Below are 13,327 nucleotides of genomic sequence, written 5' to 3'. Positions count from 1 at the left end.
TTCTGCGCCGGGCGCTGACGCAAATCTTGCATTCGTATGACAAATGCGGCGGCGCAGCAACAGTTACACGAATGTTCTCGTTTTGCGACGCTCAGAGCTGGACGCCGACCCGGCGCGGGAACAACTCCCGCTCGAGCGTCGTCAGCATGGAATCCCAGCCCTTGCGGGTGGTTTCTTCCATGCTCCGGGCGTGATTCGAACTGCCCAGGTTGTGGGTCACGGTCAGTTCGCTGGCCAGCGGGCCCAAGGGCGCCACTTCCACGGTAACCCGGGTCGAATCGTCGGAACCGAAGGTCAGGACGCTGAAATCGAACACCAGGCGCTTGGGCCGGTCGATTTCCACGTATTTGCCCATGTGCACCACGTCGAAGACGCTCTCGTCGCCATCGGCGGCGGGGCGGCGATCGGTGACGGTGAAACCGCCGCCGACTTCGGGCGTGATCTCGCACTGCATCACGTTGCCGGTGCGGGTGCGGAACAGGAAGCGGGAAGCCTGCCCCGGCGTCAGCCAAGCGTCGAACACCCGCTCAGCGGAAGCGCTGTAGCGATGGGACACCCGCACGACAACATCGGAGCTCATCTTTGCATTTTTCGCTTGACACGGCATCCCTGTCAAGCTGGCAACAATGACAGGGTGGGAGCCTGGGCGGCAGAGAAACGGGCTCGCGCCGGTGTCTGTGATCGCGTCAGGCTAGGCGCGGCCGACGCCGTGTGGTGAACCACTCAAGGAGGCCGCAACAACGCATGGCGCGATTACAGGCACCGGCCCGAAGGGTTGGGCCTGCAAGGGGGCGTATGCGGCGTTGCGAAATCGGGTCAAGCCGGCCAGGCTTGACCCGATTTCGCGCCTTGCCTCCACCCCCTTGCAGACCCAACGCGAGCCCGTTTCTCTGCCGCCCAGGCTCCTAGCGTGCCACCTCGGGCAGCTCGATCTTGATGTCCAGGACTTCCAGGTTGTCCTGCCGCTCGACGTTCACTTTCAGGTGACTCGGGTCGATCTTCACGTACTTGCTGATCACGGCCACCAGGTCGCGTTGCAGCGCCGGCAGGTAGTCGGGCGCGCCGCCCGGATTGCGGCCGCTGCGCTCGTGCGCCAGGATGATCTGCAGCCGCTCCTTGGCGACGCTGGCGGTCTTCTTCTTCTCGCCCAGCAGGAAGGTCAGCAGGCTCATCACTTCCTCCCGAACAGGCGCTTGAGGAGGCCGGCCTTCTGCGCGTCGACGAAGCGCAAGGGCTTGTCCTCGCCCAGGAAGCGGGCGACGACGTCCTGATAGGCCTCGCTCACGTCGGTGCCTTTCATGTGCACTGCGGGGGTGCCCTGGTTGCTGGCCTGCAACACCGCCTCGCTTTCCGGGATCACGCCGATCAGCGGAATGCGCAGGATGTCCTGGATGTCTTCCAGCGACAGCATGTGGCCGGCGTCGACCCGATTCGGGTTGTAGCGCGTGATCAGCAGGTGTTCCTTGATGGGCTCCTTGCCGTCGATGGCGCGCTTGGTCTTGCTGGCCAGCATGCCGAGGATGCGGTCGGAGTCGCGCACCGAGCTCACCTCGGGGTTGGTCACCACCAGCGCCTCGTCGGCGAAGTGCATGGCCATCAGCGCGCCGGTCTCGATGCCGGCGGGCGAATCGCAGACGATGTATTCGAAGCCCATGGCGGCCAGGTCGTTCAGTACCTTCTCCACGCCGTCCTTCGACAGGGCTTCCTTGTCGCGCGTCTGCGAGGCGGCCAGCACCGAGAGGTGCTCGATGTGCTTGTCCTTGATCAGCGCCTGGTTCAGCGTGGCCTCGCCGTGGATCACGTTGACGAAGTCGTAGACCACGCGGCGCTCGCAGCCCATGATGAGGTCGAGGTTGCGCAGGCCGACGTCGAAGTCGATCACGCAGGTCTTGTGGCCGCGCAAGGCCAGCCCGCTGGCGAAACTGGCGCTGGTGGTGGTCTTGCCGACGCCGCCCTTGCCGGACGTGACGACGATGATCTTTGCCATGGGGTGGGGGTCCTTCAGGGGTTCAGGGGGTCCATCACCAGCTTGTCGTCGACAAGGCGGATCTGGGCTGGCTTGCCGCGCACGGTGGCGGGCAGCTCGGTTTCGGTGGTGCGGTAGACGCCGGCGATGGAGACCAGCTCGGCCTCCAGGCACAGCGAAAGAATGCGCGCCTGCGCGTCGCCGCGCGCGCCGGCGATCGCCTTGCCGCGCAAGGGTGCATAGACATGGATGTGGCCGTCGGCAATCACTTCGGCGCCGGGATTGACCATGGACAACACGACGAGGTCGCGGCCCTTGGCGTAGACCTGTTGTCCCGAGCGCAATGGCCGGTCGATGACCAAGGCGCTGGTGGGGACCTGCTCCTTCTCCCCCTTGGGCACAGGGCTGGGGTGCGGGGCGGCTTCGGGCGCAGCAGCCAGCCCGCTGCGTATCGCCGCTTCCATCTGCCCTTCACTGCCCCCGCGCACCGCGATCGGGTTCACCCGGTACGCCTTGAGCAATTCGAGCAGCCTGGGAAACTCCACGTCCCCTTCGCCCTTCAGCGGCCCGAGGTCGATCACCATCGGATCGCTGTCGAAGAACTCCGGCAGGTCGCCGAACCGCGCGCGCAGTTCTTCTTCCAGCAAGGCGAGGTCGGGGGATTTGAGCAGCAGGGCCACCAGGGGCAGCGTGGCGCTCTTGATTTCGAACGAGGCAGGCGCGCGTCCTGCGAGGGCAACGGTCATCGAGGCAGAGTGGGAGAGCGCGCGGAGTTTATCAGTGCAGGAGCGGGCCCACCGGCCAAATCACAACCAATCGTACCGGCCGCGCAAGACCGCTCCTACCCGCACTGTCACCGCAGCCTTCCTTGCTTTCGCCGGCGCCCGGTCCACACTGGTCGCAGGACAGGAGCCGCCCCATGATGATTTCCCACTTTCGCCACCACCCCACCCACTGGATAGGCGTCGCTCTCGTGATCGCCTTGGCACTGCTGGCCTTCGAGGCCGCGGGCCAGAGCACCAACGCTGCCGCCGCCTTCGAAGGACGCCCCGCGCTGGCCGGCGCGCAAGCCGGCCAGGGCGCCCAAGCGGGTCCGCCGCAAGGCGGCATCGGCCTGCAGGGTTCCGACGGCGCCGCGCTGAGCTTGCGCAAGCCGCGCGTGATCGAGGAGCAGATGGCGCCGCTGCCGCCGGTGGCCTGCGCCGACCTGCCGACCAACTCAACGACGGAAAAGCCGCTGTGCCTGCCGCAGATCCGCGACGAACGCTTCGATCGCCGTCTCGCGATCCTCGGGATCGACGCGCAGCAGCGCGGACGGATGTAAGGTCACCAGGACCTCGCGCCCGTCGGCGCGGGGCAGCCATTGCCCGCGGTTGGCCATGACCGGCACCGCGCGCCCCAGCAGCGAGCGGGCGGCGCTCGCACCCAGCGCCACCAGGGCTGCCGGTTGAACCAGCGCGATCTCGTCCTCCAGCCAGTGTTGGCAAGCGACGATCTCGCGCACCGCGGGGCTCTTGTGGATGCGGCGCTTGCCGCGCAGCTCGAACTTGAAGTGTTTGACGGCGTTGGAGACGAAGACCTGCGCCCGCTGGATGCCGGCGTCTTCCAGGGCACGGGTCAGCAGCTTGCCGGCGGGCCCGACGAAGGGATGACCTTGCAGGTCTTCCTGGTCGCCCGGCTGCTCGCCCACCAGCATGAGCTTGGGCTTGAGCTTGCCTTCGCCGATCACCGATTGCGTCGCGAACTCTCCGATGGGGCATTCGCGGCAGGCCATGGTGCGGGCCTTCAACTGGTCCAGCGACGTCAAGCCGTCGGGACCCCCACGCTGGTCAGGCATCGTCGTGTGGAGCGAAAACGCGCTGGTAGCAGTCCAGCCATTCCTGTTCGGGTGCGCCCAGCGGGGGCGTCTGCGCGGCGGGAATGCCGGGTCCGAACAGCAGCTCGCCATCGACGCAGCGTACGCTGCGAGTCGGCGTGAACAGCGCCCAATGGCTGGCCGGCAGGCGCTTGGCCAACCAGGCCGACACCGTCTCCACCACGTGGTGCGCGGGCTCGTAGCTTCCCAGCTGCCATTCCTGGCCACGCTTGTCGTGGGCCGCACGCAGCCGCAGGTTGGCCTTCATCTTGTGGATGTCGCGCCGCACCGCGTGCGCCATGTGCTGTGCTTGCAGCATGTCGGTATCGACGGGATCGTTGCGCAGCCCCGGCTCGTGCACCAGGCGCCAGAGCAGGCGATAGAGCAGGCCGTAGCGTTCGCTGTCCCGGTGCAGCACCACGAACTCGCACAGGCGCGTGAACGACGCCGGGATGATGGCCGAGGCCGCGCGCGCGACGTTGCGCGGCCGGCTGGCCTGCGGCGATTGCGAATCGGAGAAGCCGTTTTCCGCATCGGCATCGATCACCCAGTGCACGTCTTCCGGCGGCACCTGCTGCGCCAGCAGTTGCACGGCATCGGCGCGGAATCCGGCCAGGTCGGTCGCGCCGTGGAGTCGTGCGTCCATGGGCTGCGCCTCAGGCCGCCGCGGCCTGTTTTCGCGCCTTGACCTCGACCTTGAGGTACATCAGCGCGCCGCACACGAGCGGCAGGAGATAGAACAAGGCACGGAAGGCAAGCAGCGCACCGATCAACTGGTGTTCGGGCACGCGGTGCGAGAGCATCGCGACGAAGACGGCTTCGGTCACGCCCAGCCCCGCGGGGATGTGCAGCATCACGCCGGCGATGGCGGCGATCAGCAACACCGCGAGCACGGTGGGATAGTCGATCTGGCCCTGCAGCAGCGCCCAGGGCACGGCGGCCATGGTCATCCAGTGGATGCAGGAGATGCCGTGCTGCGCCAGCGCCATCCGCAGCGAGGGCACGAAGACCTCGACGCCGCGGATCTTGAAGCTGCGCGTCTTGGCGAAGGCAGCCATCCCGAAGTAGGCGACCGATGCGGCCAGCAGCGCCACGCCGACCAGCCGCAGCTCCTCGCTGTCGATGCCCCAATTCGGGGGCAGCTGCAAGGGGAAGAAGCTGAACACCACGCCGGCCAGCAGGACGTAGCCGATCCAGTTGGTGATCATGCTCATGGTGACGATGCGCGTGATCTGCCCGGGACGCAGCCCGAGCTTCGAATAGAGCCGGTAGCGGAAGCCGATGCCGCCGACCAGCGAGCCGAGGTTCAGGTTGAAGGCGTAGCTGGTGAAGCTGACCTGCATCACCTTGCGCTTGGACAGCTTGTGCCCGGTGTAGTGCCGTCCGACCAGGTCCAGCAGGCTGTAGATCAGGTGGCTGACGATGGCGAACGCCAGCGCCTGCAGCAGCACGCTGCGCGGCAGCTCCAGGATGCTTTCCTTGACCTTTTGCCAGTCGACCGTGCTGGCGTAGCGCACCAGCAGCGCGACGACGACCGCGATGAAGGCGAAGCCGACGATGCGCTTCGCCCAGGGCCACCACGGTTGCGCCATCAGCTTGCGGATCATGGCTTGTCCAGTGCCGGTTGCGAGACGGCCGGCATCAGGCGCGGCACATGCCGCGGCAGCCACGACGCCCAGCGCGGGTAGCGGCGGGTGAAGTGGTAGGCCAGGAAGCTGCGCACCCAGGCCCAGCCCTTGAGCTCGCCGACCTGGGGCAGCTCGATGCGGCTGCAGCTTTCGCACATCAGCTTGTCCAGGCGCGCCGACAGCTCCTGGTTGAAGGCGCGGTCGCGGATGATGACGTTGGCTTCGAGGTTCAGCGACAGGCTCAGCGGGTCGAGGTTGCTCGAGCCGACCGTGGCCCAGTCGTCGTCGACCAGCGCCACCTTGCCGTGCAGCGGCCGGTCGCAGTATTCGTAGATGCGCACGCCGGCCTTGAGCAGGTGGTGGTACAGCATCTCGGCCGCCGTCTTCACGAAGGGCATGTCGGGCTGGCCTTGCAGGATCAGCCGCACGTCCACGCCGCGCCGCGCCGCCTGCCGCAGGTCGCGGATGAAGCGGTAGCCGGGGAAGAAGTAGGCGTTGGCGATGACGATGCGCTTCTGCGCCGCGCGGATGCCCAGGCGGTAGTGGTGCTCGATGCCGTCCTGGTGCGCGCGGTTGTCGCGCACCACGAACATGGCGTCGGCGCCGCCGGCGGCGGGCAGGGCGTCGGGCGTCTTGCGCCATTGCCGGCGCCAGCGCCACCACTGGCGCTGCTGGCGCTGGTGCCGCTGGCCCTCGGCGAGGGCGGTGTGCGTGAAGCGGTGGATCTCGGCCACCAGCGGGCCGCGGATCTCCACCGAGTAGTCCTGCTTGGCCTCGGGTCCGAAGTCGCCCAGGTGGTCGGCCGAATAGTTGATGCCGCCGACAAAGGCCACTTCGCCGTCGATCACCGCGATCTTGCGGTGCATGCGCCGCAGCAGGTGCGGCCGCCAGCCGAAGGGGCGGATGCCGGGGTTGAAGGTGTGCACGCGCACGCCGACCTCGCGCAGGGCGGCGAGGAAGCGGGAAGAGAAATCGGGCGAGCCCCAGTCGTCGACGGTGATGTCCACCTGCGCGCCGCGGCGGGCCGCCGCGATCAGCGCTTCCTGCAGCTGCAGGCCGACCTTGTCCTCGAACAGGATGAAGGTCTCGACGATGACCTCGCGCCGCGCGTTGGCGATGCAGGCAAAGACGCGCGGGAAGAACTCCTCGCCGTTTTCCAGCAAGGTGAACTGGTTGCCCGGGATCCAGCGCTTCTCCATCGCGTCCTCACAGATGGATCTCGGCCGCCAGCGGCGCGTGGTCCGACAGGTGCGACCAGGGACGGCGTGGCAGGACCACGGGGAGGTGCACGGAGCAATTGCGCACGTAGATCCGGTCCAGCGACAGGATGGGGAAGATGGCCGGGAAGGTCTTGGCCGGCTCGCCATAGGCGGTGACGAACACTTCCTTCAGGCCGGCGCCCTTGAGCAGCATGTCGTTGGCGCGGCGGCGCCAGTCGTTGAAGTCGCCCGCCACGATCAGCGGTGCGCCCTCCGGCACTTCGGTGTGGCTGATCTCCACCAGCAGCTCCAGCTGCTGCTGCCGGTGGCTTTCGGCCAGGCCCAGGTGGACGCAGATCACGTGCACCTGCTGGTCGTGCCCCGGCACCTGCAGCTGGCAATGCAGCAGGCCGCGCTTCTCGGGTCCGGCGATCGACACGTCGTGGTTGCGGTACTCCACGATCGGGAACTTGGACATGATCGCGTTGCCGTGGTGCCCCTTGGGGTAGACCATGTTCTTGCCGTAGGCGAACTGCGGCCAGATGCTGTCCGCGAGGAATTCGTAGTGCGGCGCTTCGGGCCACTCCTCGATCTTCTTGCCGTGGTCTTCGTGCGTACCCAGCACTTCCTGCATGAACACGACGTCCGCGCCCACCTTGCGCACGGCGTCGCGCAACTCCGGCAGGATGAACTTGCGGTTGAAGGACGTGAATCCCTTGTGGATGTTGACCGTCATCACGGTCAGCTGCGGGGCTGACGGCACAGTCTCGCTCATGTTCTCTGGCGCCTCGTTATTGGGGGGAGACTTGTTGTAACGGCCCAGTTATGGCGCCACCGTAGGACGGAAGGCCAATTCGCTGTGGCCTGTTACCCGGGCGGCGCGGGCCCGGTGCCCGGGTCCCACGGCCGACCCGGGAGGTCCTACGGCGGCTGTAACGCGTGTCCGATACGGCCGGGATGCGAGCGTCCCTAACTTGGTTGCATGCCACCGGCGCACAGCCGGCCTTCACCAATCAAGACATGGAGTTCCTCATGCGCAAGACCACCCTCTCCGCCCTCATCGCCGCCGGTATCGTTGCCGTCGCGGGCGTTGCCCAGGCCGACACCTTCGACTCGCCGACGCAGGCCGGCGAAGCCAGCACGATGACGAATGGCGCGCCGAACGCCGCCACCACCAACTCGCCCTACCCGGATGGCTACAACGCGACCATGATCATGGGTGCGGGCCCGTCGACCGTGACGACCTACACGTACACCTATCCGTCCGTGATCACCTACGGCTACCCCTCGAGCAGCAGCTACTACCTGGTGCCGGCCTACCCGCTGGACAACAGCTGGAACGGCTACCTGAACAGCGCCACGGAGACCAGCAACGTCCCGCAGCGCGCCGGCGAAGCGAGCACCATGAGCAATGGCGTCCCCAACGCGGCGACCATGAACTAAGGCGCCATGAAAAAAGCCCGGCGGGTGCCGGGCTTGCTTCTCTCACACACAACAAGAGCGGGACGGACCCTTTTTCTTCTTAACCGTGGTGGTGGCGCATGCCACCGCCATGGCCGCCGCGACCGCCGCCACGGTGCTGCAGCATCTGCAGGCTGGCCGCGTCGAAGGTCTTCTTCTGGTCGGCATTCAGCGTCGCGTAGAACGCCTTGGTGGCGTCCATGCGCTTGTCGTTCTCGGCCTGGCGCGCGGTGCGCAGGGCGCGCATGCGGTCGATGCGCTCGGGCGTGGTCAGGCGCTCGAGTTCGGCACGGTCGGGGCGCTGCGGGCGGTTGGCGGCCGGCTTCATGGCGCTGGTCCAGGCGGTCCAGGCGCCTTCCTGCGCCGGCGTGATCTTCAGCTTGAACTTGAAGAACTCCATGCGTTCAGCCATGCGCTGTTCCATGCGGGCGCGGTGCTCCTGCATGCGGGCCGGGTCCATCTGGCGATGGGCAAGTTGCTGGCCGTCGCGGCCGGGCATGGGCGCGGGGGCGGCGGTCTGGGCGAAGGCGGAGGCGGCGAGGCCGGCGAGCAGGCCGGCGGTGAGCAGGTGCTTGTGGAGGCTTTTCATGGAAGAGGTTCCTTGGGTTGGCATGGACGAAGTCTGGGCGCCCTCTGTAACCCAGCCGTTCCGACGACGTTTCCTGCAGGTAAAGACCGGCCATTTCCGGCGGACAGGCTGGGTCGATTCCTTCCTACGCCAAGCTGGCGCGCCGAGTTACAGCCAAGGGGCCGGCCCGACGCCACAGTGCAAGTCAACCAATCGACGAAGGAGTGCACCATGCGGTACCCGGCTTTCGTGCGAGCGGCAGCCCTGGCGCTGCCGGCCGCACTGTTCTTCAGTGGCGCAGTCCAGGCCCAGGCCCAGGCCGCAGCTGCAACCCAGCCCCAACCCACCGTCCTGTCCGACGCTGCCCCGCTGCCCGCGCAGGAGCGCACCAGCTCCGGCGCCGTGATCCTGATGGACGAACCGGTGCTGGCCCAGCGCCAGCAGATGGAAGAAGCCCTGGCCCGCGCGCCCGGTGCGCCGGATACGCGCTCGATGGGCGCCGGCCCCGCGCGGCTCGCGACGCGGCCGCTGACCAAGGAAGAGATCGACGCGATCGAGCGTGGGTCGGGGATGAAGCCCCGCTAACGCACTTCACGTTTCAAGTCTTCGCGAGGTCCTCGAGGATCGGGCAGTCCGGTCGCTCGTCCCCGTGGCAGCAGTGAATGAGGTGCGCGAGCGTCTTGCGCATCTCCTGCATCGCCGCAATCTTCTGCCCCAGGTCGTCGGCGTGCTTCTGCGCGATCTTGCGCACGTTGGCGCTGGCGCGGCGCCGGTTCTGCCACAGCCCCACCAACTCGCCGATCTCCTCCATCGAGAAGCCGAGATCGCGCCCGCGCTTGATGAAACGCAGGGTGTGCACCTCGGCCTCGCTGTACTGGCGATAGCCGCCATCGGTGCGCGTGACGCGCGGCAGCAGCCCGAGGCCTTCGTAGTGCCGCACCATCTTGGCCGACACGCCCGAGCGCTTCGCCGCCTCGCCGATGTTGACCGGCCAGCTCACGTCGCGACCCGGTAGCCTTCTTCCTCGATGGCGCGCGCGATCGCCGCGTGGTCCTGCTGCGACTGCACGTCCACCTTGCCGCTGGCGAGGTCGACCTTCACCTCGGCCTGCGGATCGAGCGACTTGACGGCTTGCGTGACGGCGTTGGCGCAGTGGCCGCAGCTCATGCCTTGTACCTGGAATGTCTGGTTCATGGCGCCATGGTAAGGTCATTTTGCCGGTAGGGGCTTGACCTTGCCATGATGGCAAGGTTCAGGATTCGCCCATGGACACCACGATCACATCCGCCCTCCCTTCCGCCAGCACGCTCGACCTGGGCGTCGGCGGCATGACCTGCGCCAGCTGCGTGAGCCGCGTCGAGCGCGCGCTGAAGAAGGTGCCGGGCGTGCAGGACGCCACCGTGAACCTGGCGACCGAATCGGCGCGCGTGGTGTTCGCGCCGTCGGACGATGCCGAGGCGCGGATCCGGCGCGCGGTGCGCAATGCGGGCTACGAGCCGCGCGCCGTGGAGGCGGCCGCGACCGAGGACCTGTCGCCCTGGGCCGGCTTCGGCCCGGTGGCCGCCGGCGCCGTGCTGTCGCTGCCGCTGCTTCTGCCCATGCTGGGCGGCATGCATGCGGCGCTGCCCGCCTGGCTGCAGTTCCTGCTGGCGACGCCCGTGCAGTTCCTGCTCGGGGCGCGCTTCTACCGCGCCGGCTGGCATGCGCTGAAGGCCGGCAGCGGCAACATGGACCTGCTGGTGGCCATCGGCACCTCGGCGGGCTGGACCTTGTCGATGTGGCTGTGGCTGGCGCGCGGCCAGCAGCACCTGTACTTCGAGGCTTCGGCGGTGGTCATCACGCTGGTGCTGCTGGGCAAGTGGCTGGAGGCACGCGCCAAGCGGCAGACCACGGCGGCGATCCGCGCGCTGCAGTCGCTGCGGCCCGAGACGGCGCATGTGCTGCAACGCGATGGCAGCGAAGCGGACCTGCCGCTCGCCGAAGTGCTGGCGGGCGACCGACTCGCGGTGCGTGCCGGCGAGCGCGTGCCGGCGGACGGCGTCATCGAACAGGGCGAGACCCAGGTCGACGAATCGATGCTGACCGGCGAGCCCTTGCCGGTGGCCAAGGGCGTGGGTGCCCGCCTGACCGGCGGCAGCATCAACGGCGAAGGCCGCGTCGTGCTGCAGGCGACGGCGGTCGGCAGCGAGAGCGTGCTGGCCCACATCATCCGGCTGGTCGAGGACGCGCAGGCGGCGAAGGCGCCGATCCAGCGCCTGGTGGACCAGGTGGCCGCGGTGTTCGTTCCCGTCGTGCTCGCCATCGCGGCGATCACGCTGGCGGGCTGGCTGCTGACGGGGTCGGGCATCGAGGTGGCGCTGGTGCATGCGGTAGCGGTACTGGTAATCGCCTGTCCTTGTGCGCTGGGACTGGCGACGCCGGCGGCGATCATGGCGGGCACCGGTGTTGCCGCGCGCCAGGGCATCCTGGTGAAGGACGCGCAGGCGCTGGAGTTGGCGCATCGCGTCGACACCGTGGCCTTCGACAAGACCGGCACGCTGACCGTGGGACAGCCGCGCCTGGTCGCCTTTGTTGCCGCGCCCGGCGTCGATGAAGCGACCGCGCTGGCCGCGGCCGCCAGCGTGCAGAGCGGCAGCGAGCATCCGCTGGCGCGGGCCGTGGTCGCGGCGGCACAGGAGCGTGGGCTGTCGGTGGTTGCCGCCGATGCGGTGCGTGCCGTGCCGGGTCGCGGCACCGAAGCCGACGACTACCTGATCGGCAGCCTGCGCTGGATGCAGGAGCTCGGCGTGTCGCTGGAGCCGGTGCGAGACGAAGTCGATCGGCTGCAAGGCGAGGGCGCCACGCTTTCGGCGCTGGTGCAGCGAGTGACCGACGGGTTGGCGCTACGTGCCTTGCTGGCATTTGCCGATGAACCGAAGGCGGGTGCCGCCGAGGCGCTGGCGGCGCTGCGTGCGCGCGGATTGCGGCTGGTGCTGATCTCGGGTGACAACCGGGCCGCGGCGCTGGTCATGGGTCGCCGGCTGGGCCTGGCGCCGGAAGAGATCCAGGCCGAGGTGCTGCCGGGCGACAAGTCCGCACGCGTGGCGGCCTTGCGCGCCGGCGGCCATGTCGTGGCGATGGTGGGCGATGGCGTGAACGACGCGCCCGCCTTGGCCGCCGCCGATGTCGGCATTGCGATGGGCACAGGCACCGACGTCGCGATGCACGCAGCGGGGATCACGCTGATGCGCGGCGACGTGGGGCTGGTGGAAGGCGCGCTCGACATCTCGCGCCGCACCGTGCACAAGATCCGGCAGAACCTGTTCTGGGCCTTCGCGTACAACGTCGCCGGGATTCCCCTGGCGGCGCTGGGCTACCTGAGTCCGGTGGTGGCCGGTGCGGCGATGGCGGCGTCGAGCGTGAGCGTGTTGACGAATGCGCTGTTGTTGAAGCGCTGGTCGCTGCGTCATTCCCCGCCTGCGCGGGGATGACGGTCTACTTCAACGTCGGGTAATCCGTGTAGCCCTTCGCCCCACCGCCATAGAACGTCGCCTTGTCCGGCTCGTTCCACGGCGCACTGGCGCGCAGGCGCTCCACCAGGTCGGGGTTGGCGATGTAGGGCTTGCCGAAGGCGACCAGGTCGGCTTCGTCGGCCACCACCGCATGCTCCGCCATCGGCTTGTCGTAGCCGTTGTTCACCATCCACGCGCCCTTGGCGCCGGCCGCGCGCCAGGCCTTGCGCAGCGCTTCGTAGTCGAAGGGTCGCCCGTCCACTTCGCGCGGGCCGCCGGTGGCGCCTTCGATGATGTGCAGGTAGGCCAGGCCCAGCGGCGCCAGCTCGCGCACCACGTATTCGAACAGCGGCTGCGGATCGGCATCGACGATGTCGTTGGCCGGCGTCACGGGGGACAGCCGCAGCCCGACGCGCGCGCCGCCCACTTCGCTGACCACCGCGCGCATCACTTCCAGCAGCAGGCGTGCGCGGTTCTCGATGGAGCCGCCGTAGTCGTCGCGCCGCTGGTTGGCGCCGGTCTTCAGGAACTGGTCCAGCAGGTAGCCGTTGGCGCCGTGCACCTCCACGCCGTCGAAGCCGGCGGTGGTGATGGCGTTGCGCGCCGCGTGCCGGAAGTCGTGCACGATGCCGGGCAGCTCGCTGGCGTCGAGCGCGCGCGGCTCCGAGGTGGCGACGAAGCTGCCGACGCCGTCCTGGATCAGGTAGGTCTTGGTCTTGGCCGTGATGGCCGAGGGCGCGACCGGCGCCTTGCCTTCGGGCTGCAGCGCGGTGTGCGAGACGCGGCCCACGTGCCACAGCTGCGTGAAGATGCGGCCGTGCCTGGCATGCACCGCGTCGGTCACGCGCTTCCAGGCATCGAGCTGCTCGGTGCCGTAGAGGCCGGGCACGTCGGCGTAGCCCTGGCCTTGGTGGCTGATGGCCGTGGCTTCCGTGATCAGCAGGCCGGCGGAGGCGCGCTGAGCGTAGTACTCCGCCATCAGCGGCGTGGGAATGGCGTTGGGGGCGCGATTGCGCGTGAGCGGCGCCATCACGACGCGATTGGGCAAATGCAGGGCGCCGACCTGCACGGGGTCGAAGAGTGATTTCATGAAGTCTGTGTTGTCATTGCGGGCCTGACCCGCAATCCAGGATTCCGGGACAAAGGGGCATGGATCCCG

The 13,327-nt window shown here is 68.2% G+C and carries 17 protein-coding genes; 4 read left to right on the top strand and 13 right to left on the bottom strand.

The annotated features are described in order from the left end of the window. Positions 1-91: 91 nt before the first annotated feature. The 4 genes from LZ009_RS17440 to minC all read right to left on the bottom strand — a co-directional run bounded on the left by LZ009_RS17440 (position 92) and on the right by minC (position 2,712). Entirely contained in the window at positions 92-580 is a 489-nt protein-coding gene (locus LZ009_RS17440; protein ID WP_275699239.1) for an SRPBCC family protein, read from the bottom strand. Between the two features lie 325 nt (positions 581-905). Further along, complete coding sequence (gene minE, locus LZ009_RS17435) at positions 906-1,172, bottom strand: cell division topological specificity factor MinE (RefSeq protein WP_275699238.1); 267 nt, start codon at positions 1,170-1,172, stop codon at positions 906-908. Next, on the bottom strand, positions 1,172-1,987 hold the full coding sequence (gene minD / locus LZ009_RS17430; RefSeq protein WP_275699237.1) for a septum site-determining protein MinD: 816 nt from the start codon (positions 1,985-1,987) through the stop codon (positions 1,172-1,174). The genes minE and minD overlap by 1 nt, the downstream gene beginning before the upstream one ends. Positions 1,988-2,001: 14 nt before the next feature. Continuing rightward, the gene (gene minC / locus LZ009_RS17425) at positions 2,002-2,712 is read right to left on the bottom strand and encodes a septum site-determining protein MinC (RefSeq protein WP_275699236.1); all 711 of its coding nucleotides are present in this window, start codon (positions 2,710-2,712) and stop codon (positions 2,002-2,004) included. A gap of 173 nt (positions 2,713-2,885) precedes the next feature. Between minC and LZ009_RS17420 the strand changes: the two genes are divergently transcribed. Continuing rightward, positions 2,886-3,290, top strand: a complete 405-nt coding sequence (locus LZ009_RS17420) for a hypothetical protein (protein ID WP_275699235.1) — start codon at positions 2,886-2,888, stop codon at positions 3,288-3,290. On the opposite strand, the gene LZ009_RS17415 is transcribed toward LZ009_RS17420, so the two are convergent. Genes LZ009_RS17415 through LZ009_RS17395 form a run of 5 tightly spaced genes read right to left on the bottom strand, consistent with a single transcriptional unit; the run spans position 3,186 to position 7,423 of the window. Then, complete coding sequence (locus LZ009_RS17415; RefSeq protein ID WP_275699234.1) at positions 3,186-3,773, bottom strand: UdgX family uracil-DNA binding protein; 588 nt, start codon at positions 3,771-3,773, stop codon at positions 3,186-3,188. The genes LZ009_RS17420 and LZ009_RS17415 overlap by 105 nt on opposite strands. Before the next feature lie 22 nt (positions 3,774-3,795). Further along, a complete protein-coding gene (locus LZ009_RS17410) occupies positions 3,796-4,467 on the bottom strand; it encodes a DUF4130 domain-containing protein (protein ID WP_275699233.1) in 672 nt (223 codons plus the stop codon). A gap of 10 nt (positions 4,468-4,477) precedes the next feature. Next, positions 4,478-5,428: a lysylphosphatidylglycerol synthase domain-containing protein gene (locus LZ009_RS17405; RefSeq protein WP_275699232.1), complete on the bottom strand. Its 951-nt coding sequence runs from the start codon at positions 5,426-5,428 to the stop codon at positions 4,478-4,480. Further along, entirely contained in the window at positions 5,425-6,648 is a 1,224-nt protein-coding gene (gene clsB / locus LZ009_RS17400; RefSeq protein WP_275699231.1) for a cardiolipin synthase ClsB, read from the bottom strand. Before clsB ends, LZ009_RS17405 begins: the two co-directional genes overlap by 4 nt. A gap of 7 nt (positions 6,649-6,655) precedes the next feature. Continuing rightward, entirely contained in the window at positions 6,656-7,423 is a 768-nt protein-coding gene (locus tag LZ009_RS17395; RefSeq protein ID WP_275699230.1) for an endonuclease/exonuclease/phosphatase family protein, read from the bottom strand. A 257-nt stretch (positions 7,424-7,680) separates the two neighbouring features. Between LZ009_RS17395 and LZ009_RS17390 the strand changes: the two genes are divergently transcribed. Further along, on the top strand, positions 7,681-8,091 hold the full coding sequence (locus LZ009_RS17390) for a hypothetical protein (RefSeq protein ID WP_275699229.1): 411 nt from the start codon (positions 7,681-7,683) through the stop codon (positions 8,089-8,091). A 79-nt stretch (positions 8,092-8,170) separates the two neighbouring features. On the opposite strand, the gene LZ009_RS17385 is transcribed toward LZ009_RS17390, so the two are convergent. Further along, a complete protein-coding gene (locus tag LZ009_RS17385) occupies positions 8,171-8,698 on the bottom strand; it encodes a Spy/CpxP family protein refolding chaperone (RefSeq protein WP_275699228.1) in 528 nt (175 codons plus the stop codon). Positions 8,699-8,908: 210 nt separating this feature from the next. On the opposite strand from LZ009_RS17385, the gene LZ009_RS17380 reads away from it, so the two are divergent. Then, positions 8,909-9,262 (top strand): hypothetical protein, encoded by a 354-nt coding sequence (locus LZ009_RS17380; protein ID WP_275699227.1) that lies wholly within the window; start codon positions 8,909-8,911, stop codon positions 9,260-9,262. Positions 9,263-9,275: 13 nt separating this feature from the next. Here LZ009_RS17380 and cueR read toward each other — a convergent pair whose 3' ends face one another. Then, complete coding sequence (cueR, locus tag LZ009_RS17375; protein ID WP_275699226.1) at positions 9,276-9,677, bottom strand: Cu(I)-responsive transcriptional regulator; 402 nt, start codon at positions 9,675-9,677, stop codon at positions 9,276-9,278. After that, a complete protein-coding gene (locus LZ009_RS17370; RefSeq protein WP_275699225.1) occupies positions 9,674-9,871 on the bottom strand; it encodes a heavy-metal-associated domain-containing protein in 198 nt (65 codons plus the stop codon). The genes cueR and LZ009_RS17370 overlap by 4 nt, the downstream gene beginning before the upstream one ends. 71 nt (positions 9,872-9,942) lie before the next feature. Here LZ009_RS17370 and LZ009_RS17365 point away from each other — a divergent pair, with 71 nt between their 5' ends. After that, positions 9,943-12,147: a heavy metal translocating P-type ATPase gene (locus tag LZ009_RS17365; protein WP_275699224.1), complete on the top strand. Its 2,205-nt coding sequence runs from the start codon at positions 9,943-9,945 to the stop codon at positions 12,145-12,147. A gap of 4 nt (positions 12,148-12,151) precedes the next feature. Here the strand turns inward: LZ009_RS17365 and LZ009_RS17360 are convergent, their stop codons facing one another. Continuing rightward, positions 12,152-13,258: an alkene reductase gene (locus LZ009_RS17360; RefSeq protein WP_275699223.1), complete on the bottom strand. Its 1,107-nt coding sequence runs from the start codon at positions 13,256-13,258 to the stop codon at positions 12,152-12,154. Positions 13,259-13,327: the final 69 nt, after the last annotated feature.

The sequence above is a fragment of the Ramlibacter paludis genome (assembly GCF_022012305.1).
GTDB lineage: Bacteria > Pseudomonadota > Gammaproteobacteria > Burkholderiales > Burkholderiaceae_C > Ramlibacter > Ramlibacter paludis.
Note: the sequence above shows the minus strand (reverse complement) of the source record. Positions and strands in the feature narration are given on the sequence as shown.

Bases quoted from the DNA above. Each gene is read 5' to 3' on its own strand.
- LZ009_RS17440 (WP_275699239.1), bottom strand. From the start codon at position 580: ATGAGCTCCGATGTTGTCGTGCGGGTGTCCCATCGCTACAGCGCTTCC.
- minE (WP_275699238.1), bottom strand. From the start codon at position 1,172: ATGAGCCTGCTGACCTTCCTGCTGGGCGAGAAGAAGAAGACCGCCAGC.
- minD (WP_275699237.1), bottom strand. From the start codon at position 1,987: ATGGCAAAGATCATCGTCGTCACGTCCGGCAAGGGCGGCGTCGGCAAG.
- minC (WP_275699236.1), bottom strand. From the start codon at position 2,712: ATGACCGTTGCCCTCGCAGGACGCGCGCCTGCCTCGTTCGAAATCAAG.
- LZ009_RS17420 (WP_275699235.1), top strand. From the start codon at position 2,886: ATGATGATTTCCCACTTTCGCCACCACCCCACCCACTGGATAGGCGTC.
- LZ009_RS17410 (WP_275699233.1), bottom strand. From the start codon at position 4,467: ATGGACGCACGACTCCACGGCGCGACCGACCTGGCCGGATTCCGCGCC.
- LZ009_RS17405 (WP_275699232.1), bottom strand. From the start codon at position 5,428: ATGATCCGCAAGCTGATGGCGCAACCGTGGTGGCCCTGGGCGAAGCGC.
- clsB (WP_275699231.1), bottom strand. From the start codon at position 6,648: ATGGAGAAGCGCTGGATCCCGGGCAACCAGTTCACCTTGCTGGAAAAC.
- LZ009_RS17395 (WP_275699230.1), bottom strand. From the start codon at position 7,423: ATGAGCGAGACTGTGCCGTCAGCCCCGCAGCTGACCGTGATGACGGTC.
- LZ009_RS17390 (WP_275699229.1), top strand. From the start codon at position 7,681: ATGCGCAAGACCACCCTCTCCGCCCTCATCGCCGCCGGTATCGTTGCC.
- LZ009_RS17385 (WP_275699228.1), bottom strand. From the start codon at position 8,698: ATGAAAAGCCTCCACAAGCACCTGCTCACCGCCGGCCTGCTCGCCGGC.
- LZ009_RS17380 (WP_275699227.1), top strand. From the start codon at position 8,909: ATGCGGTACCCGGCTTTCGTGCGAGCGGCAGCCCTGGCGCTGCCGGCC.
- LZ009_RS17370 (WP_275699225.1), bottom strand. From the start codon at position 9,871: ATGAACCAGACATTCCAGGTACAAGGCATGAGCTGCGGCCACTGCGCC.
- LZ009_RS17365 (WP_275699224.1), top strand. From the start codon at position 9,943: ATGGACACCACGATCACATCCGCCCTCCCTTCCGCCAGCACGCTCGAC.
- LZ009_RS17360 (WP_275699223.1), bottom strand. From the start codon at position 13,258: ATGAAATCACTCTTCGACCCCGTGCAGGTCGGCGCCCTGCATTTGCCC.